The organism is Paenibacillus mangrovi (assembly GCF_022898935.1).
In the GTDB taxonomy this organism is placed as follows: Bacteria; Bacillota; Bacilli; order Paenibacillales; family Paenibacillaceae; genus Paenibacillus_AQ; species Paenibacillus_AQ mangrovi.
On sequence record NZ_JALIRP010000007.1, the window covers coordinates 211,572 to 236,052 of the forward strand.

Annotated in this window: 14 protein-coding genes and 1 other annotated feature; of the genes, 1 reads left to right on the plus strand and 13 read right to left on the minus strand. The window is 43.7% G+C overall.

Features of this window, described 5'->3' with window-relative positions; translation table 11 throughout:
• Positions 1-55: 55 nt before the first annotated feature.
• The 9 genes from MUG84_RS18115 to MUG84_RS18155 all read right to left on the minus strand — a co-directional run bounded on the left by MUG84_RS18115 (position 56) and on the right by MUG84_RS18155 (position 14,196).
• Positions 56-1,783 carry an alpha-1,3-galactosidase-related protein gene (locus tag MUG84_RS18115; RefSeq protein ID WP_244727315.1) on the minus strand — a complete coding sequence of 576 codons (1,728 nt, stop codon included), beginning with the start codon at positions 1,781-1,783 and terminating at the stop codon, positions 56-58.
• 34 nt (positions 1,784-1,817) lie between these two features.
• Entirely contained in the window at positions 1,818-3,473 is a 1,656-nt protein-coding gene (locus MUG84_RS18120; protein WP_244727317.1) for a response regulator, read from the minus strand.
• A gap of 2 nt (positions 3,474-3,475) precedes the next feature.
• Entirely contained in the window at positions 3,476-5,221 is a 1,746-nt protein-coding gene (locus MUG84_RS18125; RefSeq protein ID WP_244727604.1) for a sensor histidine kinase, read from the minus strand.
• Between the two features lie 46 nt (positions 5,222-5,267).
• Positions 5,268-6,152, minus strand: a complete 885-nt coding sequence (locus MUG84_RS18130; RefSeq protein WP_244727319.1) for a carbohydrate ABC transporter permease — start codon at positions 6,150-6,152, stop codon at positions 5,268-5,270.
• A 19-nt stretch (positions 6,153-6,171) separates the two neighbouring features.
• A complete protein-coding gene (locus MUG84_RS18135; RefSeq protein WP_244727321.1) occupies positions 6,172-7,071 on the minus strand; it encodes an ABC transporter permease in 900 nt (299 codons plus the stop codon).
• A gap of 92 nt (positions 7,072-7,163) precedes the next feature.
• Positions 7,164-8,849: an extracellular solute-binding protein gene (locus MUG84_RS18140; RefSeq protein ID WP_244727322.1), complete on the minus strand. Its 1,686-nt coding sequence runs from the start codon at positions 8,847-8,849 to the stop codon at positions 7,164-7,166.
• Between the two features lie 326 nt (positions 8,850-9,175).
• Positions 9,176-10,027, minus strand: a complete 852-nt coding sequence (locus MUG84_RS18145; RefSeq protein WP_244727324.1) for a copper amine oxidase N-terminal domain-containing protein — start codon at positions 10,025-10,027, stop codon at positions 9,176-9,178.
• Positions 10,028-10,249: 222 nt separating this feature from the next.
• Positions 10,250-12,928: a glycoside hydrolase family 38 N-terminal domain-containing protein gene (locus MUG84_RS18150; protein WP_244727325.1), complete on the minus strand. Its 2,679-nt coding sequence runs from the start codon at positions 12,926-12,928 to the stop codon at positions 10,250-10,252.
• A 32-nt stretch (positions 12,929-12,960) separates the two neighbouring features.
• Positions 12,961-14,196, minus strand: coding sequence for an MFS transporter (locus MUG84_RS18155; protein ID WP_244727327.1), 1,236 nt, complete (start codon positions 14,194-14,196; stop codon positions 12,961-12,963).
• Between the two features lie 323 nt (positions 14,197-14,519).
• Here MUG84_RS18155 and MUG84_RS18160 point away from each other — a divergent pair, with 323 nt between their 5' ends.
• Entirely contained in the window at positions 14,520-15,797 is a 1,278-nt protein-coding gene (locus MUG84_RS18160; RefSeq protein ID WP_244727329.1) for an MDR family MFS transporter, read from the plus strand.
• A gap of 105 nt (positions 15,798-15,902) precedes the next feature.
• Here MUG84_RS18160 and MUG84_RS18165 read toward each other — a convergent pair whose 3' ends face one another.
• The 4 genes from MUG84_RS18165 to MUG84_RS18180 form a co-directional block, all read right to left on the minus strand.
• A complete protein-coding gene (locus MUG84_RS18165) occupies positions 15,903-20,408 on the minus strand; it encodes a discoidin domain-containing protein (RefSeq protein ID WP_244727333.1) in 4,506 nt (1,501 codons plus the stop codon).
• A 246-nt stretch (positions 20,409-20,654) separates the two neighbouring features.
• Positions 20,655-21,740, minus strand: a complete 1,086-nt coding sequence (asd, locus tag MUG84_RS18170) for an aspartate-semialdehyde dehydrogenase (protein ID WP_244727337.1) — start codon at positions 21,738-21,740, stop codon at positions 20,655-20,657.
• Positions 21,741-21,927: 187 nt separating this feature from the next.
• Positions 21,928-22,187: a binding site (T-box leader), on the minus strand.
• A gap of 83 nt (positions 22,188-22,270) precedes the next feature.
• Positions 22,271-23,272: a VanZ family protein gene (locus MUG84_RS18175; RefSeq protein WP_244727339.1), complete on the minus strand. Its 1,002-nt coding sequence runs from the start codon at positions 23,270-23,272 to the stop codon at positions 22,271-22,273.
• Between the two features lie 263 nt (positions 23,273-23,535).
• Positions 23,536-24,420 (minus strand): LysR family transcriptional regulator, encoded by an 885-nt coding sequence (locus MUG84_RS18180; protein WP_244727341.1) that lies wholly within the window; start codon positions 24,418-24,420, stop codon positions 23,536-23,538.
• Positions 24,421-24,481 lie beyond the last annotated feature (61 nt).

Consider the following 24,481-nt stretch of genomic DNA (forward strand, 5'->3'; position numbering starts at 1 on the left):
TTCGTCAATATCCTACCTAGTGGGCCTGCATCCCTGTCGTATTCCATAGAATTGTCTACGTTATTTTGATCTCACTATCGTTAACCAAACCGATGGCTTTCGAGTCGTTCGGCCATTGATTGTCGGATATCGTAACATTCTTACACGCCTTAAGCTCTATTGGGTATTTCATGACATGATGCGGTGGATAAGAGTCGCTTGTTTCGATGACATTGTTGACGAAGCGGATCCCGTCGACCGAATGGCCGCTTACGATTCCGACATCGAATGTAACGAATCGATTATTTTCAATAGAAATATTACGATGATAACATTGCTCGTATGCTTCCGGGTTTTCGATTTCGGGATCGATATCGATGACGGCACGCCCCCAATCTGGGCAGCAATAATTGCAATCCATAAATTCATTGTTGCGAATCATGACCTGCTTCACGTCACCAGACTCGAACCAATAGTTTGCATCGCCGGATATTTTGATGCCTGCTCCAGGTGTGCTGATTTTATTATGCTCAAGCAGTACGCTACCAGCTGTGGTGATCAAAAAGCCTCGTGCGCGGTTCGCCCTTACTGTGGAATGCGTGACAGTTAGATCGGGATTCGATGATCTATTCCCGATGACATCATGGATATGAACATCATCTGGCAGCGGCTGATCAAATGTAACGATAATATAATCTTTATTCAATACTTTCACATTTTTAGCCCTTAAGTTTGCATACGGCAATAGGGAGTCGCGTCGTACGAATTCGATGAGGTCCCCGGGTTCAGCGATTTTGATCCCCTTGGACATCCCATGAGCGAGTTCGACCATAAGCTGATCTTCGCCAAGCTTTTCGGTGATTCTAGCATAAATACCGTGCACATTGCATGGATCGTCCAATTGATTCTCCAATAGACATTGGTCGATCGTGATCTGGCCGCGGCAAAATACAAAGTGAGTGGCATCTGCCGTCGCAGTTACCATACGATCTGATCCGGGTCTACGCATGACGTTGAATTTATGCAGGCGTATATTCCTGCACCATTGTGCAAGCAGTCCCATCCCCGGCGCATGATGGATGTTAATGGAATCCAAGATGACGTTCTCCCCGCCATTAACGAAAAAAGCCGGATTCTCTCTTCTACTGAATCGCATGACGATGACGTTGCCGATCTGCGGAAGCTGTATATTCTTGCCTCGATACGTAATAACACCTGGACGCGATTCTTCGATACGCACCTTCCGATAATTGCCCCAGCTTATTCTATCGCCGCTTTGGTAGGCAGGCGCTTTGGTTCGAGGATCGAATTCGTTGAGTCCCCACACCTTTTCAGTTTTCCCGCCAAAATTAAACCAAACACCATCGTTTTCGATTTTATAGTTCGTCCCTTCCGGTAATTGTAAATCAAATGAATCATCGTCAGCGCGGATAACCGTTCCTTGGGCAAACATAGGGTTTTCCCAATCGATTACAATATTCCGAATCGTTGCATTACGGCAGTGATCGATCACGAAGGGAATCATCGGACCATGAAAGATAAATTCCGAGCCTTGGCCATCGATCGTAATCCCGTTATGATCTGTTAGTTGAAAAGCGATTCGACGCAATCCCTCCTGATCATGGTTCGAAATGAACAACTGCTTCTCTGCTGCTTTATCAGGCCAAAAATGATATCTGCCTTGCGGAAAAACAAGCTCAGCGCCTTCTATTTCCCTGCAATATTCCAGTGCGGACATGACGGCGAGCGTATTATCGAAGCCTTGTTCAGGCTTTGCACCAAACTGATCCATAGATATAATCATAATTTTATCCTCCTCTTAGTTACTCGGGTGGTCTCTATTTCCCGTTGCGATACTCTTGCGGGGTAACATCGTTACACTTCTTGAAAAAACGGGTAAAGGCAAGCCCAGATAGATAGCCCACCGCTTTAGCGATATCCTGGGTTTTCATGTTCGTTTCCTTTAACAGCTTTTTTGCTTCTTCGTTGCGAACCGAAGCAATATACTCGGATATGCCGATACCTGTCACGTTTTTATACAAGCGTGATAAATAAGAAGCATTCAAATGAACTTGTTCGGCAAGGTCTGTTAGTGATATATTGCCGGCGATATTTGCATGAACATATTCGCGCACCTTATCGATGATAATATGCGAACTTTTATCCTTATCGTTGTTTTGGCAATCGAATATACATTCCGCCAATCGCTTGAAATATTCAATCAATTCCACCCACGAAATAATATTGCTTGTGTCGAACAGCTTGTCGATCGGCACCTGCTCAACCACTTTGCGCATGAGACCATGCCTGTTCATATAAGACATGAAGATCGATGCAAGGGAATGATAAATTTCCATTTTGAGGTAATCATTGCATTCGTCTTCCGCGAGACTGCCCAGAACTTCCTTCAGTACAATCGTAAATTGCTCTTCTCCTCCATTTTCAAGATGGAAGTTCATGAGCTGAAATTTCCTTAGCAGCGAGAATCCGATTACTTTATTCGCGCTTGCGGTCTCCATCTCCGATATGGGAGAATGATTACCTTCAACCAATAACACTTCACATTGTAAACCGATTTCTTGCGCCAACAGTGACAGGAACCGGTCGAACTTTTCGGAGATCCCAGTCCATTCGCAGGGCTGATCGCTTAAAACGAAAGAAACGGGCAATCGCAGCAAATCCCGGCACGCGTTCTGTATCGTTTCAAGTATTCCTTTAACGAAATAGAACGTACGCTGCCATACTTCGTCTTCAGTAAGGAACGCTTCTGATTTTTTGGGCTGGATGAAGCATATCATTTTGGATTGTTCGTACACGACCGATATAAATTTCGCACCCTCGCCTAGGCATTCCTCCATGATGTTCTGTACGGCGAAGATTAGCAGATCCTGCTCGGGTCTCATCGAGATATTGCGCCAGCTGTCAATGCGTGCAATAAGTAGATAAACAGGAAAGCGGCTATGCAGAGGCATACCTATCTCAGCAAAATCTTTTTCGATGCGAGCATGATTTTTCGATTTTCCATGCAGCAGCGCCATCATGTACTCCTTCTGCAGCATTGGGATGGCTAACTTCATGTGCCGTTCTGCTTTTTCGACTAGCTTCTTCGCTGTAAATTCTTCCTCGATCGATTGAATGGCCCTTGATACGACTTGAACAATTTTGGACTGCTCTTCTGTTTTCAATATGTAGTCGAACGCACCCAGACTCAGCGCGCTTTGCACATAATCAAAATCGTTATAACTGGTCAAAAAGATGACTTTGCAGCTCGGCCACTGCACTTTAATCTCTTGCAGCAATTCGATCCCTTCCATATGAGGCATCTTGATATCGGACAGGACGATGTCGATTTTATTTTTCATGAGGATTTCAAGCGCTTGCATGCCTGAATATGCTTTATATACTTCAACATCAAGCTGTACTTCCTCCAGAAGCGTTTCAGATAAATGATCGACAATAATCGGAACGTCATCTACGATTAACAGACGATGCAAATTCAATCTCCCCTTAATTCAGGAATAGGCTCTTTTTTAAATCGAAGTCGTACCCATAAGCCGCCCAAACCAGATCTACCGAGCTTAATTCCACTGTCTGGTCCAAACTTGATCCGGATGCGTCTGTGTACATTGTTTAGACCCGATATATCTTCGTTAGTACCTGGTGTGCGTAGAACCTGTTCTTGCAACTGAGAGATGTCATCATCCGTCAACAAATCGCCGTTATCCTCAACATGGATCATGATGTGGGTATCATCTTCGTTCACATGAATGAAGAGCTTGCCGCCGGAATGTTTATTGCTGAACGCATATTTATACGCATTTTCAATGACAGGCTGTACAATTAATCTCGGTACGGCCAATGATTGACTGAACGAAATTTGCTCCGGAAAAGTAACGTCAACGCGGTCCATAAAACATATTTTTTGAATGTTCACATACGTCTGGCTATGGTTCATTTCGGTTACTAACGGTATTTCATCGGCACCGTCCCGTGTCATAAGTTGAAAGTACTGCCCGACTGATAACGAGAAACGGTAAGCGGTCTCAATATCTTCCGATAAAATCAGCTGATTTAGAACGAACAGACAATTATATAGAAAGTGTGGATTAATTTGTGATTGCAACCGCTTTAATTCATGGCGCTGACTGATAATTTTCTGGTGATACACTTCCGAGATGAGCTCGTCCAATCTTTCGACCATATCATTATAGCCTTGATATAAATAAGCAAATTCATCATTGCGACGCGGTACCTCGATCGGCTGCAGTTGACCCGTCTTCGTACGCTTGAACGCGATGACCAGTTTTTTAAGCGGCTTGTGAATGATACGGTAGATCGAGTAAGAAAAGAGGACGATCAATATGAGCGACACGGCAAAGAGTATCCACAGCTTTATTTCGTACTTTCTCAATTCCCCCAGCAAGCTGCTTTCCGGGATAAAAGTTACCATGTACATCCCCAGTGTTGGAGACAGACGATACGCAAGCATATATCGTTCTTTTTGGTAAGTAACATACTCGATTCCCTCAGTAGCTTTCCATTGATGAAGATGGTTTTGCAGCCATATGGTACGTTTCGGGTCAATTCCAGTGGAGACGAATGATCCCTCAAAAAAACCGGCAAGCTCCGTGCTTATCCCTACCGATTGAGGGGTGTCAGATAACAGATTCCGAAGTTCAGGCAAGGAAAGCTCCACACTTTGCACAAATAGCGGACGATTATTCTGAGCACCTCCGTATCGGAAACGAATCCATAGACGCCCGTCCCAGGAAACCAAGGATCCTTCATGGGTGTACAACTTCACCATAGCCTCATATTCCGGAGCATTGATAGAGGTAAAATACTCCGAGCTCGAGATGGTCCGGTTAATGGAAGGAATATAGGTCTTCACCTCTGAAATAAACGGACTCGATTGCTTCACAAGCTTGAGTCTTCGTTGAATCGACTGTATTTTCTCGACTTTCTCATAGTCGTCCAATTCATTGCCATTTGCAGCCAATATCAGCAGATCTTTATCCAATACGAACTCCGGCAGCAGCCGTAGAATCCGTTCGCTCTCAATTTCCAACAAATGCAGGACGTTCATATTGCTGGCCAGGATCGACTCCGAAATTTTATTCTTCAGATCTTCTTTCCCGTTATTGACGAATGTAAGCATGATGAGAAACAAAGGAGTCAATATCATGATAAAGGCTAATATAAGCCGCAAAAAAATCGGTGACGATCTGCGGATTCCATGCACCAATAATCACTCTCCTTGTTTCATACATCAAAATTCTCGTTGTCTATTATTCTTTGACACTGCCCATGACAATCCCTTTTACGAAGAAACGCTGCAGGAAAGGATATACGAGCAAAATCGGCAGGGCTGCAACATAGATTTGAGCGGCAGTACTTGTACGATCGGACATTTGCAGCAGCAGCTCCGCTTCCTGAGCCGATAAAAAACGCGGATCTTTGCTAATCACGATGGTTTGCAGAAAGGTTTGCAACGGGTAGTTGTCCGGGTTATTCATCAGAATTAACCCATCAAACCAGCTGTTCCAATGTCCTACCATACTGAATAGTGTAATCGTTGCCAAAGCAGGAAGCGAGAGCGGAACATAAAATTTCCACAAAATCATAAAATGTCCTGCTCCATCTATACGGGCCGATTCTTCCAGCTCCTTCGGCAAACTGCGGAAAAAATTAAGAAGTAAAATGACATTAAATACAGGCACAGCCGATGGAAGGACAAGCGCCCAGATCGAATCCATTAGCCCCGTTGCCTTGATCGTCATAAACCATGGAATCAGTCCGCCACTAAATAACATCGTAATAACGAATATCCAGACATATACGGTCCGGGGACGAAAATAGGATGAATCTTTCGATAACGGATAAGCAGCCGTAATTGTCAGCAGCAAATTGATTCCCGTTCCCAGCAGTACACGTTTGACGGATACCCAAAAGGCAGTAAAGTATTGGGGCTTATCAAATATATTCTGATATGCTGCCGTTGTAAATTCGACAGGCCAGAGCTTCACAATTCCGGCCGAAGCCGCAGCCCCTGAACTTAGCGATACCGCAAAAATATGGACGAGCGGCAACACACAGAGAAGAGAAAGCGCCATCAAAAAGACGTAGTTGCAGACAACGAATATTTTTCTGCTTATAGAAGCGTGGGAAACCATGATTGTACTCCCCTCCGGGTTAGAAAATACGGTAGTTGGCAAAACGGTAAGCCATAAAATAAGAACAAGCAATCATAATTAAGGAGACGGTGGACTTCAGCAGTCCAACTGCCGTAGCAAGTCCGTATTGGGATTGTAAAATGCCAAGACGATAGACAAGCGTGTCGATGATATCGCCGCTTTCATATACGGGCGGACTATACAAGTTAAAAATTTGATCGAAGCCCGCATTCAGAACATTCCCGATACTAAGCGTCACCATTAAAATGGCAATGGGCATAATCCCCGGCAGCGTTACATGCCACATCTGGCGAATCCGATTGGCTCCATCGATGCTTGCAGCTTCGTATAAAGTAGGGTTAATACCCGTTAACGCCGCTAAATACACGATCGTGCTGAATCCGAATTCTTTCCAAACATCGGACGACACGAGAATAAACCGAAACCAGTTATTGTCTCCAAGAAAAAAAATCGGTTGAACACCGAATATTCCGAGGGTTTGATTGACTAATCCGTTTGACGGAGACAACAGATCGATCAGAATCCCGCCTAAAATAACCCAGGAAAGAAAATGAGGCAAATAAACAAGGGTTTGAAACGTTCTTTTAAACATCGTTTTTCTTACTTCATTCAAAAGTAATGCAACGAAAATTGGTACGATGAGACCTGCGATTATTTTCATCGATGCGATCAACAGTGTATTTACGAAGACTCTCTTTGTATCCGGTAGATTGAACAAATACTCAAAATTTCTCCAACCTACCCAAGGAGATCCGAATATTCCTTTAGTGGGAATATACTTCTCAAAAGCGATCACAATCCCCGCCATCGGCCAGTAGCTATAGACAGCCAATATCGCCAAACTTGGCAGCAGCATGAGATGTAAAGGCAACCGTTCATTTCGTAGAAACTTCAGCATGTCTTAAGAAACCTCCGTTTATAGAATGTCCATGATGGATTGAAGTGCTCTGAATGCGAATCTTATTCGCTTCCCGAGCACTTCTTTCCGCCCTATTTCTTTACTGTTTCATACCATTCATTGGCTTCCTTGGTCATTTGTTCGCCGCCAAGCTTTTTCCATTCCTCTACGAATTTATCGAATTCGTCCACCGATACTTTGTTCATAATGATTTTGGTGAAGGTTTCCTTCGTTTTTTCTCCCAGTATTCCTTTCATCTCGAGCATAGCCGGTGTCAAGGTTCCATAAAACTCATCTACCTGGTACCGTTTCTCCTGGTCATACTGATTCATGATCGCAAACGATCCGCCTGGCTTGGAGATCGCCCATTCGTTCCACATATTCAGGTCTCCCGCCAAATATTGCTGTACGCGCTTGTAACGTAAATTGATTTCAGGGTTCGTTCCGAGCAGCGACGGGTCTTTCGCTTCGATTGCTTTTGGAAGCAGTTTTCCAGCAGGAAGATTCTCATCTTGGGCGAAAAATACGGTTGGATTGATCTTCCATAGCAACGCGCTCTTATCAACCTCCGATTTTCCGAACATGTACACTTTATTATCATCCCTCGAACTAGTTTGGATCTCAATCCACTTATTGATAATCTTCATCACGGCTTCAGGATGCTTCGCCTTTTTGGATACAACGAAATAAGAGTCTACACCGATACCTGTGGCGGTCTTCGCTGGATTATCGTCAATTGACACAATTGGATAAGCTTCCCAATCTTGAGCAAGCTTCCCATTCTGTACTGCAGCTGATTGAAGAGGCCAAATGCTCTGCCAGAACGCCCCATATGCTATGCCTATTTTGCCCGCAACGACAAGCTCGTTTTCCTTATCCTGATCTTTAACGGCAAATTCGGGATCGATCATTCCCGCTTTGTACATATCCTGGAGTTGCTTGAGTGCCTGCTTCATTTCCGGCATGATGGTTCCAAACATCAACTTGCCTGAGGAATCTTTGACCCATATGCCCGGATAGGCATGGTACCCGTTGAAGAAGCCTTGCAGATCATATGCTCCGCCATTAATATAGTCACTGTTAAGAGCGAAAGCATAGGTCTTGCCGGTTCCACTAGGATCCTGTTTTGTGAATTCTTCGGCGATCTTGATCACGTCCTGCATCGTCTGCGGCTTAGGTAAGCCAAGCTTCTCCAGCCAGTCCTTGCGAATCCACAAATAGCTGGAAGAGTTATAAGGATTGTCTGTAGCAGGGAAAGCCATTAGTCGGTTATCGAACGTAGCGGTGCTTAACTGGCGCCCTCCGTCAAGATTGAACCATTCCTTCGTCTTCGGAGTTGCATATTTATCGAATATATCCGTTACGTCCGCAATCATATCTGCTTCCTGTAACTCTTGCAGTTCACTAGCTGAGACACGGAAAAAGTCCGGAATGTTATTCGAGGCAATGCTGATTTTGAGCTTTTCCGAATACTTGTCGGAAACCCAGCTGTTCTTGATTTTAATGCCGAGATCCTTCTCATAGGCATCGTAAACCGCATTCTTATCGATGGATTCACCTTCATCAAACTTAATGTTGCTAACGGAACGTATCGTTGTCAATTCAATTGGCGGATCATACTTAGCCATCGGGTCGGTAGGAGTTTCCCCCGTTTTTTCAGTCGGCGCAGACGTTTCTCCCTGTGGCTGATTTGACGAATTACCGCCGCAAGCTGTCATGAAACTCAATGCAGATACGAGTGCAATGGACAAGCCCATTTTTAACAATCTCTTCTTCATGGCAAAGATCCCCCTACTTTTCATTTGCTATTTATGAAAGAAACCGGTTTCTTTGTCTTCATTATATTGGGAGGAGGAAATATCAGACAACATACGCATTTTTACATTGTAATACTCACTTTTACCATTTCATAATCAACTAGAGTAAAAGATTAATGACAAATTGAATAAGGGGATTTATTTGTCATTGATTCACGACACATAATTCCCCTTAGAAATTTGTAATTTTCATTTAATGATGTCCATTCGCTTCAGGAATCTGTACATAAGTAGAGGCAAAAAGATCAAAATCGGTAGACCTTCAAGCAACACTTTCGAGCCATATTTTATTTAAAAATTCTTCCTACAGCCAAAATATATTTTAATTTTTCATCATAATTACTGGCCGTAAATTTCTCTACCCTGTTGAATGTTTGATCCTTATGGAGAGCTGGCCGTGGTCGTTCATTATTCTGATCCGTAGTGTTCCAGTCGGCTTCCATTTGGAAAGCATGTTCAAACATAAAGATGATGTGAAGATCTTCTTTTCCTTGGGCAATGGCTTTGCCGGTTACATTTTGTGCAGTCATAGCGATCGAACCGTTTTGTAATTCCCCTTTCGTTGCCCCACTTAAAGTTAAATCGTAACGAAGAGGAAGAATGGCATAATTATCTTCAATGGAATCGCTAGAAAGATCAGATTCTTTCATGAGTTCGATCATTTGATACTTGTCTAATAATTCACTTTCAAGATGCACCAATCCTGTCTTGGGATCTACTTTCGCTTGAAGATTTAAATGATCAATTAGTGCACGCACCGGAATAAACAAAGACTGTTTATACATGACCGGAATGGTATCAATTGTTTTTGCAACGTTATTGACTTCAATATCCTTGGATCCGGCTGTAATCTTTAATACTTTGTCGTTCAATTGGATGGAAGCTGTTTTTGATGCCGAGTCGTAACTTACTTTGGCACCGATTAGCTCGCTTACTGCGCGCAAAGGGATCATCAGGCGATGATTTTCATCGAGGTAAGGCTGTTTCGGAAAAGTATACAGCACATCAAATTCGTTGATTTGCAGCAATACCGGTACATTCTTTTCGATCGTGAATGAAGAAGCATAACTGTGCTTGGTTAATCCTGAAAATGCGGCTATTACGGTCATCGCTGCGATGAAAATCTTCGCCTTTTTCATTCTTCTTTCACTCCTAAGTTTGATTTGTAGTGGTAGGAAACAATATAACTGTATGAAATTGTTTCACTGTAAAAAACGTTCAATTAATCAAAAAGTTATATATGAAAACGAAAATCATTAAGAAAATCCAATATGGTTCCACCTCATACAAAAACAAAACAAGCCCGTGCTATCACAGACTTGTTTGTTCCATACATTGCTATGTTTTCACCTGGAATGCTTCTAAAATCCGAGTTTGAACGTTTGGATTTTTTTAGGAAGGCAATGCACATGCAAAGCCCCTTCCCGCAGTTCGATTTCCTCCGTCACCTGTTCCAGCAAATCGGTTTCAAATGCGGATTTCATATTTTGATAGCAGCGAATACTGACCTGTGCAGGTTCAGTCTCCGCGTTATAATTCCGCAGCACAAGCCCATGACCATCCTCTGAACCTTTTAAAGCGGATAGAATAACATCCCCTTGAATATCAAACATTTTCGCTGATAATGGCAGAGGCGGTTTGTTCTCGTTCGGATCCACTCGTGTAAATTGGGATTGAATCTCTGTGTCCTGTACCCACGGACGTCCGCTGGACCATTTCAGTTCATCCATTGGCAGCACCTTCTGCTTTAAGCCCTGATGAAACAATTCGGCCTCTTTATACAGATGTGAAGCTGACTCCATAGCAATGGGCCGTACAGCTAAATCAAACGAATGAATACCTAAACACTGGCCCTGGATTTGATCATCCACATCTAGTGGAATTTCACTAAAATGAATGGCGTGTACCCCACGGATTAACGTGACCGCGAGTTCTTGCCCTTGCTGAACCATTTCATATTCATGAAGCCCTTTCGCATAACAAGCCAAACCATACTCACCATAATCCGCAGCAACCATTTTCCAGAACGGATGGATATACGCATTTCTTGCCCACTCTTCATCCGCACCCGGAAGACGCGTCACCATATCAAATTGCCCTCCGGCAATACTTGTTTTCATGGTTTGACCTGATGAAAAGATATATCTGATTCGATGATTTCTGGCGTGGTTATTGATTTGTATTTTAATGCTCATTTGCTTTGAGAATTTGTCCAGCTGAAAAGATGCGGAACATTCACAAGGTACAAGGTTCGGTATTCTTGTTCGGGTCATAATATCTAAACCTTCAGGCAAATTCCATGTAAAGCGGTAAGATACGGCTTCATAGAGGTCGTTGGAAATGACCGTTGAAAACTGAACATCATCTGAAAATCTCTTCGCTTCATCTGCTGCCCTGAATACATACAGATTACCTTGATCCCCTTGCTCCTCCCACATGCCAAGCTGATCATGCCATTGGTTATTTACCTTGTCCAAGAGACGGAAAGAACCATTTGGCATAAATTCGGCCCGTAAATACTCATTCTCTAAGATAGGAGACTGGCGGAATTGATCTTGAATAACGATGCCCTCCTGATGGGGCCGGACCGCATAAACTGCATACCCTAACGCGGGTACCGTCGGCGTCCACTCGATGACTACTTTTTTGCAATCAAAGCTATTCGGCAAGTTAATCGGACTTAAAGTCCGGATGCGACTGTCAGCCTCTTGTATAATCCGGTAAGGTACTGATCTCCCCTGTTCGTCTTCTATGGAGAATTGGTTCACCTTCTCCTCTCGGATAAAGTAAAGCTCCGTTTGAACAACATGGCGTTCAGCAGATTGGGATGTGTTCACAATTAGCAATTTCTGATCCTCTTGTTTGAACCTTTGCCGATCAATCTGTCTAGCCAGAATCTCAAGCTTCTGATCCAAAATCGCTTCCCCGGCCTCCCGAATGGAGGCATAGCGGCTCATCATATGTGCATGGACATCATCGTGGCTGCAACCGCAAATGCTGTCATGCGGGTGATTCTGCATCCATAGCTTCCACAGATAAGTCATATAATCGTTGTCATAGGGATCCAGGTTTAACATGGAACACCAGCTCGATACGGGCTCCAGCCATTTTTCGATGAGATCATGACATTCTGCATCCGCCTGTTTAATATAGACCCTGCTTGAGAGCGTACTTGCAAGTACGGATTGATCGTTGCCTTCCCTTAGTTCATGTGAGACAACAGGAAAGGCATCCCGGTTTTCGAGCATAAAGCGGCGAATTATATCTATATATCGAGGCAAAGAATCATGTACAAATTCATAGTCGTTATCATAATGGTTCCGCAAAATATGGAGTGCCTCAGGCAGATCCTCCTGAGCTTCCAAATGATCGACACCGTTCATCATGAGATAATGAGGGAATTCCGTAACGGCGAACGCTTTGTCTTTGATCATTTCGAACGTTTTCAATAAATCCTTCGTCTCGGTCGGCAAGCGCTGTGCGTTATTGTACCAATTCGCCATATAAATTGCTGATACCTCAGAACCGTCAGGAGCACTCCAGAAAAAATGCGGGCTGCCGTGCTTATGGATATCGTATCCCCGACCAAAAACGGTATTATCAATTCCAACCCCTAGTAGAATTTGGGGCATCTGTCCGATGAGTCCAAAATGATCAGGAAAATACCCGTTTTTCATCTCTCCACCTATCGAGCGGGCGTAGCGTATGCCTTCCATCAAGTTGCGAATGGTCGACTCCCCACTTGTCAGGAACACATCGTTTTGGACATACCAGGGACCCGTTAAGATTCGGCCCTCACGTACATAACGCTCCAGTTGTGCTCTTTTATGAGGTCTGATGGCCAAATAGTCTTCAAATATGATCGTTTGCGCATCCAAATGAAAATAACGAAATTCCGGAGTTGAATCTAACAGCTCCAGTAAATGATCGATTAGCTGCACAAGCCGGAAGCGGAATTGTTCAAACGTCAAATACCATTCCCTGTCCCAATGCGTATGTGAAATAAAATGGAACACGGGTTTGCTATGTATTGGCTTCAATTTCTAGTCCTCCCTGCTCTCTTTTGGTTTCATTATAGGTTCAAGTTCGAATGCTTCTCCAGTATCCGATCATGATTATTGTATCTTTGATTTACTTTAGTCCTCTCTTTTTCAATCTTACGTATTCTAAACAAGCAGCCAAGTAACAGCAAAGTGCAGCCGACAATGACCCAAATGGTGACTGTTGCTTGATACCGCTCCAAACTCCATCCGATCACTAAGGGAAGCAAGGCACCTCCCACTCCTCCAGATGCAATCAGAATGCTCGTGATTTGTTTCGTATTTCCTGCGAATACCCGATTGGCAAAGACGATCAATATTGCAAAAATACCCGATAAGAAAAGTCCGATCATGAAGACCATGGCAAAAGAGACAGCCGTTCCTTTCGCTAACGCGATGCAAACCAGGAACAGGGCTGCGCCTACCGTACTGAAAAACAAATATCTATAATAGTTAATCTTCTCGGCAATATATCCAGAAAATAAGCGGCCAATGACCATAGAGATCCAAAAAAACGTAACGGAAAGCGTAGCTTCCGACGATCCTAACCCAAGATGCTGTACAAATAGAGATGGTAAAAAGTTCACGATGCTCGTTTCAATGCCAACATAGAGGAATACAAAAGCGATAAAGAAAGCGAGCTTGGATAATTGGGTCTTCGCGGTGATTACATCGTTTTCCTGCTTCTTTGCCAGGCTATACTGTGACACTCCAGGGAGATGGTTAAGATGATTAACGAACTTATTGCTCCACAATACCAGGTTAATGATTGCAAAAAGTACCACGACGGCAAACGACCAAATCCAGCTGTGCTGAGCAATGAATAATCCGGAAGCTAAAGGCATGAACAAGGCCCCTATTCCAAAGGCAACCTCAAGCCTGCTCATCATAATAGCTCCGTTTTGATCAACAGCTTCGAGCAAGAAGGTTCCAATTGCCGTTTGAGTCATCCCAAAGCCGAAGCCGTTCAATACCGCAAGTCCTAAGACCACGAACCAGTACGGATGGCAAAGCAGGAGCGCATGGACGAAAATCAAACTAAGCATTCCAATACATATCGTCTTCTGGTAACCCAGACGCGTTGACAATCTTGGCGCCAAATTGACTCCGATGAAAAAACCTGCAAATTGTGCGAAAACTAACTGACCGCCGCTGCTGTAACCTAGGCCGTAGTCCCGCAGCATTTCCGGTAATAAAGCGCCAAATACAACCGTTGCAAGTCCGACCATAAAATACGCCATGCATCCCAACCAAACGATACGTTTCAATCGCTCATCGCCTTTCATAGCTTAACTATGAACAACACTGTACGGTTATGTAGTGAAGATCAAATTTATTCATGCGTATCATCGAGAAATAAGGAGTACGTTCATTATGCGAACAATTTAATGTGGTGTTGACTAAGAGGAGATGCTGAGGAACAAAAAAAACGGAACGTACGTTCCGTTTTTGGGGCATTTGAATTAAAAATAGGGATTAACCAATTTTTACATTATTAGTATAAAACAAAATTTAATAACAGTCTATATTTTTCACTGATTTCTTATTAATATTTTGCTTACCGCGGAAAACATTAAAGTGAGGTAATCAAATGAAAATACGTTCATGGGATTTAAACTTAAAGATAAGGTTAGGCGGAGAAACTCTATTCAATTTGCTGTATTGGATGTACTTTCCCTTTATAACCATTTACTTTAGCCAAGCTTTAGGTAAACACATTGCAGGTATATTGATGACAGTCCCTCCCCTAATATCCATGTTTGGAAGTATCATTGGCGGTTACTTGGCAGATAAGTTAGGGCGAAGGCCTGTAATGTTACTGGGTGTCTCTATTCAAACAATCATGTTTGTTTCATTTGCTGTATCAGATCATATTTGGATTAGTTATATATCCTTTATTGGTATCGGTTTAGGCGGTGCTTTATACGGTCCAGCCAGTAGCGCAATGGTTGCTGATTTAACTCCACCTCATGAAAGAAAGCAAATTTTTGCGACTTTTGTTACTGCTAATAATATAGGTGCGGTGTTAGGTCCTGCACTCGGGGCATTTCTCTTCTTTCATTATCGCAGTACATTGCTATGGGTTTGCGCTCTTGTGATGTTTTTATATTCGATAGCGATCTATCTTAAAATCCATGAATCCATGCCGAATTATGATCAAAAACGTCTAGAGGTAAAAAGCTTCAGAAATGCATTTAAAGAGGAGTGGAGCGGATATGGAACCATTTTTCGTGATAAAGCTTTCTTATTATATATTTTAGGAGGAGCACTTTCCGTAATAACGATAATGCAGTTGGACTTGTATCTTGCCATTTATGTAACCAACTATGTACCAACCCAAGATCTGATTCATTGGAATAACCTACGAATTTCACTCAGTAGCAATGAAATTTTAGGGTGGATTCTCGGCTTAAACGGACTTTTGTTTGTAATATTTGTGATTCCTATAACGAAGTGGTTGTCACACTGGACGGATCGGAATGTCTTTATACTCTCCGCATTTCTTGCGGGGCTCGGAATATTTTTATTCGGATTTACTACCAACATATGGATTTTATTTGTACTTACGATTATTTTTACTTTTGGAGAAATTGTTAGAGCCCCTGTTCTAGATAATTTTATTGCGGAATACGCTCCTGAACATGCGAGAGGTAAATATATGGGGGCATCCAGGTTGCAGTTTTCGATTGGAAGATTTTTAGCACCTATAACTGTATTCTTATCGGAATGGATTTCGCCTATAGGCGTATTTAGTATCATGCTACTGTTTGCTTGTTTAAGTGCATTGTCATATATAAAGCTCTATAAAATTGTTGATCATTCTAAAACAGCTAAAATTAAACCGGAAATCCCTGATTTCAATCCATAAGATTACGAGGTGCCAACCTTTTCACTCTCATCCTTTTGCTCACTAAAAAGCCGCAGATGAACGGATGTCCATCTACGACTCTCCATCACACACCCATGTTTCAGCTCAATGGGCCAAGAAGTCGGCAGCTTTTAATAAAATAGTGACCGACTCTGCCCGGGTAGCCGTTTCACTCGCTGCAAACAGGTTCCCGCTTCGGCCTTGGATGATTCCTTGTTTTACTGCGGCATTTGCTGCACCTTTTGCCCACACAGGGATGGAATGGTCATCAGCAAAAGTGGTTTTTGCTCCTCCATCAATGTTCAGCTTCAAGGCACGGGCAACCATGGAGACCATTTCTCCACGATTAATGGATGCATTGGGCCGGAAGGTACCGTCTTCGTAGCCGTTAATAATTCCTGACTCAACCGCATGCGCTACAGCTGTCTTGGCCCATGCTCCAATATCGTCTTTATCAGAAAATGTTACTGAGCCGCCGCTGCCCTGCAACTTGAGAGCTCTTACCAGCATGGCTGCAAATTCTGCCCGCGTCACTGCACCATTGGGCCGGAAGGTTCCGTCCGGATAGCCGTTTACGATCCCCTTCTGAACGGCTTTTTCAATGTCGACTGCAGCCCAGTGATTCTGAATGTCCGGGAATGCGATTACTGACAGAGAAGGTTGAACGTCTACCGCGAATACTGCATAAATTCCAACGTTCAGTACGTCTACGCTAATCTGTTTACCGGATACCTTACCACCGACTTCGATCCATTTCTTTTGTCTCTGATCATAGGTGAAGATCGATGCTTTTTGGTTCCTTCCAAGCTTATCGCTGTTAAAGGATAACGAAAGCTGGATTGGTTTTTCGAAGCTGCCCTCCGTGGTTTTGGTCATTTCAAACACGGGACTAATGACAGAAGCTTTGTCATTTAAGATTGCAGACGCATCTTCCATCCTCCGCACACGTAAATATGTGGCTTCTTTAGCTGCACCTGTCGGGATTTGGATGATCAATTGATCATTTAACTTTAACGTACCTGCTGCTCCTGCCTGCAAGGAAATTTCAGCCTCATTTAGAGCCGGGGAACTACCACCACTGGAGACATTCGTGTTTCCTCCACTGCCGGAAGACCCTCCACCTGGATCTCCCGGATTCGTCGGTGGCAGATCCATAGAAGTCTTTAAGCGGGTAACCAGATCCTGCAGTTGGTCGGTAACTTTCTCAAAATGATAAGGGTACCGGTTAAGCAGGGCAAGAAGTTGACTGCGTATGGCCGGATCACCTTTTCCTGTAGCCAGCCCTTTCTCGGCTTGATGGATCAGTTCATTGTAAGCAACCATCTGATCATCGCCGTATACTTCCAGTTCCCAAATCGAATAGCCGTATTTGGTATCGCCTACCGGCCGTCTCTCTACGCCTTGAAATTTAACGTATCTAGCTTGAACTGGTTCAAAATCGACTGTATCCAATTTCGCGTTCGACCTTAAGATTTCGTCATTTGGCTTCACGTTGGTCCAGCTTTGCTTATCATTGGACACTAAAATCTTGTATTTTTCCGCTTGTGTCTCCCAGGCAATCGTAACCTTGTTGATTTTTTGGGTCTTTCCAAGATCCACGATCATCCACGAGGCGTCATCATACGCGCTGGACCAGCGGGTGGAAAGATTGCCGTCAACGGCTTTGTCAGGTGTTAATACGTCCGCTTCCAAAGGGGAAGATTCCGCAGCTGCGTTCAAGGCATAGTTGTTAACGTCAAGCAGCGGCGTGTATTGATTATAGATTTGAAGATTATCGATCGCTCCTTTGAAAGCATGGGTCTTGCTTCCAATGATGCCCGCAGGCAGCACTAGGGTTTGAATCTTCGGTACGGGCTGTCCCAGCTTCTCCACATACTCATTTCCATTCACATACAGTGATACACCGATCTGATCCCCTGTCAACAGAATATGCGTCCATTGGTTGGGCGGGACTGTATAGTTAAACACGCTGTCGTATCCTTCTTTGGAGAATCCCAGCTTCCCGGTGTTCCCCTGTTTCAGCTTGATTGTACCATTCGGGGATTCCATTAATACGGCATCATCCGGATTGTCTGCATCCGGTTTGATCCACATGGATACCGTCCAGCCAAACCAAAGCGGGCTGAGCGGAGTTTGAATATAACTTTCCCCTCCATGGAACTGAGCGCCTTTTCCATATTTGCCCTCACTTAAAGTCACATTCGTAGCTTTTCCATCCCATTGATTGGCGGAAGTATCCTTAAAGCCGTCCTCGAAAGCATAGTTGATGACGTTTCCTTCTGGATTATCGACTTTGATGCGGTGAGACAGATCCGTATTGGGAGCGTCACCAATGTCTGAAGCCGCTCTCATGAATTCATTGTAGTCGGCTCCTTCCCGGGTTCCTTGCCACATTTTTTCCGAAAGAACCTGCATCGCAGGAAGCAATCTCGCGTGGGAATCATCCATCGATAAGCCGGATTCGTAAGAGATATCATTCCATAATGCAAGCATTCCACCTTTTAACTGCGGAAGACCGTAAGGCAGTGTCACCCCCAGCCATTTTACAGGCTCCCATTCCTTATAAAGCAGAGGAGTATTCAAATAATCTCGGTACAGCCGCGGTACAAGGTACATATAGTTCGTATCCGTGTTTATGATATCGTATCCTTCATCCATAGCCTGCTGCGGTCCCTCGTAAGGCTCATACCAGATCGCCATCGTTGCTTGATTGCTAACAGGCGTCGTCCCGGCAAATTGCTTTAGACCGCCCCATACGTATGGATGTTTTCCCTTGTCATTGATATGCCGGATCAGTGTATCCATGTACTTACGGAAATTTTCACTGGATCCGCCTGCATACTCATCCGTCCCGATATGGACATCTGGTCCCAAGAAGGTAGGTTCGGCGTCGGTTCCGTATCCGTCTATATATTCATCAAAAAGATTGGTGATGAACTCGGTGGCAGCCGGCTTCGTAATGTCCAGAAAACTGTCTTTTCCAAGCGATGGATCATAAGATGTGAAAGCGCGTGAATGACCCGGCGTATCGATCTCGGGAATAATGTTAATGCCGTAATCACGGCCTAACCGCTGTAAATCCCGGAATTCCTGCTTGGTGTAATGTTCCTTACTCGCAAGACCTGGATAACGTTCGCTTTCCAGCCGGAATGCAGACCGTTTGCCGTCCGGGAAAGGAGAGCCGACATCATCATTCAAATGAATTTGCAGATCCGTCATCTTATACCATGACATCATTTTGACATACTCACGCAAAAAATCGATAGTATAAAATTTCCGTGCCACGTCAATCATCAGACCGCGGGTTTCATATTTGGGATAGTCATGCGATATCCCTTTGGGAAGCTGATTGTGCCCGGCATCTTGCTTCAAGATCTGAAGTACGGACCTGGTTCCCCATAGGACTCCTTTTTCAGCTGGTGCCGTGATCGATACATAATCATCCACATTCAGTACATAACCTTCTACTCCCAAATAGTTCTGGGAAGCATCAAGAGATAAATAGAGATCTCCGGTAGAAGGTGCGCCTTGAATGGTCTCCAGCTCCAGCCCAGCGATGTCCTTCAGATCATCTTTCAGTATATTCGCCGTTGTCTGCAGCACCTCGTCATGATAGACGATCTTTGAAGAAGAGGTTAACGTAAACTGGCCGCTTTTCCCTACCCATTCCCGCAAGGAAGGAATAACCTTGGGCTCCGGATTCAGATCCGCTGTTTGCGTATGTAATCCGGGAACCGTGACCTCAAAGGAGGGCGTGATTCCTTTTTCATTAGGATTCGCTTCATTCTGCACCTGCAATATGACATGGACTTTACGATCCACTAATGGCGGATGAATAATGGCTTCTTTATCGATAACCGGGAGTGCATCACTGCCAAATACGGACACTCGATATCCTACCGGAACCGCAGGCAGCACAAGCTCAGTTTGACCTTTGTCAACCGGCTGCAGCCCTGTAATGCCATTGATAATTTTCGCGACGTTATCCTCCTTGAACACTTGGAACTCGTAAAAAGAATACCCGTAATAGATGCCTTCGACGGGCGCTCTTTCCACCCCTTGAAACTTAACATATTGGGCCTTTCTTGAAGGAAAATCAAGAACATCCTTTCCCCCGCTGCACACAATTATTCCATCATTTTCTTTGATATTGATCCAGTTTTCTCCATCTGTAGAAGTGTAGATTTTGTACGTTTTAGCTGGCGTTTGCCAATGGATGACGACTTGGCCAATGTCCTTCTGCTCGCCCAAGTCCACGATAAACCACTGATCGTCGGTTTTGTCAGATGACCAGCGTGTACCCATGTTGCCATCAACGGCATATTCCGGAAAAAGACCATAATCTACCTCATTGCCTGATACCTTAACGGGCTTCTTTAGGGCATAGTTTTCCGCCCCACCCCCTAAAGCGGTTTCAATTTGCGCTGTGTCTGTATCCGTATTCTGAATATCCGTAGGAATATCAGCTGCAGGCTCCTCCAAGTTGACCGGTTGGTCTGTGCTTTCATCGGCATATGCAGCGGGTTGATGCGAAGAAAAAACGATCGAAAATAAAAGTACAAACGTTAATAAATACGCAAATCCTTGTTTCATCCGTTGTCCAGTTTTCATTTTCTCATCCTCTTTTCCTTGAGTGAAATGGCAATGAACGTTTCCGCTCTTACTCCGGATATTCAATGATCATCAAAGCATCACCCTCTTTCCATATTTACTGTTTATCATAAGTGCAACGTTCCTTAATTCAGAAGAGATTCTTCTTGACTTTTATATACATTTGTTGCTGTTTGACCATTTTACTCGAGCAAAGAAAAAGAGGCTTTCCGGTACGGGCCGGAAAACCTCTTGAACATCCGTGTTTTATTTCGCCTGAATGTACCCTTCAGCTTTAAGCAGTTCGGCGATCAGGACAGCACCACCTGCGGCACCGCGCAATGTATTATGCGACAATCCTACAAACTTATAATCGTAGATGGAATCCTCGCGCAATCTTCCTACCGAAACGCCCATACCGCGCTCAATGTCACGATCCAGTTTCGTCTGAGGTCTGTTTTCTTCTTCAAAATACGTAATGAACTGCTTTGGCGCGCTTGGTAGACCCAGTTCCTGCGGACGACCTTGGAATTGGCGCCAGCGCTCAATGATTTCTTCTTTCGAAGGCTTGTTCTCGAACGATGCGAATACGGTAGCCAGATGGCCATCCGTTACAGGAACGCGAATGCACTGTGTCGTAATCAGAGGCGAGCTTGCTTTCACAATTTCACCATTTGAGATGCTGCCCCAGATGCGGAGCGGCTCCTGCTCGCTCTTTTCTTCCTCGCCGCCGATGTATGGGATCACATTATCCAGCATATCCGGCCAATCGGTAAAGTTCTTGCCAGCTCCAGAGATCGCTTGATAGGTGGAAGCAACTACTTTTGTCGGTTTGAAATCGAGCAATGCATGAAGAGCAGGAACATAGCTTTGAATGGAACAGTTCGGCTTCACGGCGATAAAACCAGTGCTCGTTCCAAGACGTTTTCTCTGAGCTGCAATGATTTCAATATGCTGAGGGTTAATTTCCGGAATAACCATCGGAACGTCAGGCGTCCAGCGATGAGCTGAATTATTGGAAATAACAGGCGTGCCTGTTTTGGCGTAAGCTTCTTCTAAGGCTTGGATTTCATTCTTTTTCATATCAACTGCGCAAAAAATAAAATCGACATCAGAAGCGACATCTTCAACTTTCGAAGCATCCTGAACGACGATATTTTTCACTTTTTCAGGAATGGAACCAGACATCTTCCATCTGTTTTGTACAGCTTCCTCATAAGTTTTGCCCGCTGAACTGCTGCTGGCTGCAATGGCCGTTACCTCAAACCAGGGATGCTCATCCAGCAGCTGTACAAAGCGCTGACCAACCATGCCTGTTCCTCCGACAATACCTGCTTTAAGCTTTTCTGACATACGTACTCATATCCTTTCGTAAATGGCATCAAGTTTCGTCGCATCGACTGTCATCCGTCAAAACAGAATATCAGTCAAAAACCTCTATTAGATAACTATTCAAACCATCTGAAATGGTACCTAACTTACATACGTACCGCGGGCTCCAAGGGTAACAACAAAAAAATCCCACCCCTAAGACCGTAGTCTCAGGGACGAGATATGTATGCTCGTGGTACCACCCTAGATTCGCCAATATGTCGCCATATTAGCCTCATCAAGTACAGCATTGCAAATGCATATACTATAGCTCTGTAACAGGAGCTCCTGGCACGTCATCCCCTTGATCCACGGTTCCGAAGTGCTGCTCTGAGGCTTTATTCAATAAACAACTCTTTACTCCTTTTCAGCGGACGGAGCTCTCTGTAAAAGAATTCATTTATTTACTCGTCTCTTCATCGCATTTATATATTACTGATTATAATATAAAAAAAATGACCGAAGGTAAACATTTTTTTAATTTTCTTAGTCTCACTTTTCGGATCTATGCGTCAGTTCCACCAATATTTCATCTTTTTAAATGTAACATCCCACAATTTTTCATTGCCCTCAACCGTGATTGTTAATTCATGGACTCTATTCAGTGGAACCTGGAAATCATGTGGTTGATTCTTCTCATTCTCGGTAGGACGACACACATCAGAAAGAGAGAACTCGTTCCCATCCCATGAAAATGTTACTGCACCATCATCATCCATATGATCGGGAATACCGCAATGTCCAGATATTATGATCTCTTTATTTCCCATCATGTAAGTGTATTTTTTAATTTGTTTGCCTTCACTGCCGTAAACATTAAGTTTGGGCACAACTTCCTCACCTCCAATAATAAAACTTTGCAGATCCTTACTCATTGAAGTATTTCCGGTCTTTTCGCGCAATTCATTTAATGCCTGGTCCGGTCCTTCTATTTTCGTGAAAAAACTTCTGTCTATGATCTCGGATAAACCCAGTACAGCTATCGAAAGGATAACCACGGAAGTGCCTGCGACAACAAGATTTTTCCAAACGTCTTTGGTACGAAATCCGATTTTGTATGCACAATAACCGATAGAAGCACCGATTGAATTTTGAATGGCGTCGTTGATATCAAAGCTGCCGAGAAAAGTGAGCATTTGTAAGGTTTCCAGGACAAGAATGGATAAGAAGAACAATGAAATAAATTTAACAAATCGGATACGATACAACAAAGGAATCAATATGCCGAATGGTATAAATGCCACAAGATTGCCCAATCCGACTAAATCCATGAGCGTAAAATGCTGAAAATCAGCCATTTTCGGAAATTTCAAAAATTCATCAGGAATATAGATGAACGTATATTCATGAACGACTTCTGATGCCCCTATTCGGCCGAAACCCAGGAACATAAAATATAAAATCAAAATGGTGTAAAGGATCGTTATTGTAAGAATAACCTTGTGCTGTTTGGTTTGATTTCCTATATTGGCTTGGTCAGCTAATTTTGTAGGAATCTCTTGTTTTGTTTCCATAGTTACCTCCTTTTTTTACAAAATATCCTCTTGTGTCTCTATCTGTTAAAATGCGTTGATTTCTACCTCAAGTATAACAAAAGTTCGCCATCCCTCCCCATTTATTTCCTCAAGCAAACCTTACAGCATCGTAAGGATTTGTGGTGAAGCTTTTATTGACATGCCAGCTTCAAACGTGCCACTCTCCCCTATATCCGTATAAAAGTGCTTTTCGAGACACAAAAAAGCGGTTCGAGATGAACCGCTTAATGGACAAGCTATCTCTAATTTTGTTCACAAAAATGATGACTACAAAATTCTTTAAATAACTTGGCGGCAGGTGACAGATAACATTTCTCCTTCCATGCCAAACCTATCGTGCAAGTACATTCCGTTTTTTTGACTGTCAACCAGGAAGTTCCATCCATCTTTAGTCCTGATGTGGAAGGCAACAATGAAACGCCAAGTCCGGCAGATACAAATCCTGCAGCCGTGGAAAGATCTTCTGCCTCAAAAGTAACTTTGGGATGAAAACCTGCGCTTTGGAAAATGTCATCCAATATTGAACGGAATCCACAGCTTGTGTTTAATCCGATAAACGGCTCTTCGGAAAAAGCGTGCAAATCAACCTCCCGTTGACCGGATAATTTGTGGCCCTTCGGAACAACAACATAAAGCTCCTCCGTAATTAGCGGCAACCACATCATTCCATCGCAGTTGATTTTTGGGGATGTGATGCAAAAGTCACTCGCCCCATTTTCTAACTTCTGGATAATGAATGAATTCGAGCCCTGGTAGAGTTCAAAATGAATGTTAGGGTATCGCTTGCGAAATGAACTGATCAAAGTTGGAATGAATTCGTTTCCGAGCGTGTGTAAAAAGGCCAAAGCAACCGTTCCTGATTCCGGATTCGTTAGTTCCTCAATCTCCTGCTTTCCTTTTCTGATCTCCAGAATGGCAGCTTCGACTCGTTTAGCAAACACTTCTCCGTATCGATTGAGCTGGACGTTCCGACCGCTCCGTTCAAACAGTGGCACACCAAGCTCTTCTTCCAATTTTCCAATAGAGTGACTGAGAGCAGGCTGAGTAATCGAGAGCTCCTCCGCGGCACGAGTTACATGCTGCAACCGCGCTACTGTTAAAAAGTACTCCAGTTGATTCCATTCCATAGATCAAGCAGCCTCCTTTTTAAATGAACAGAACTATTCCATAAATCTCGTGCATGTATTT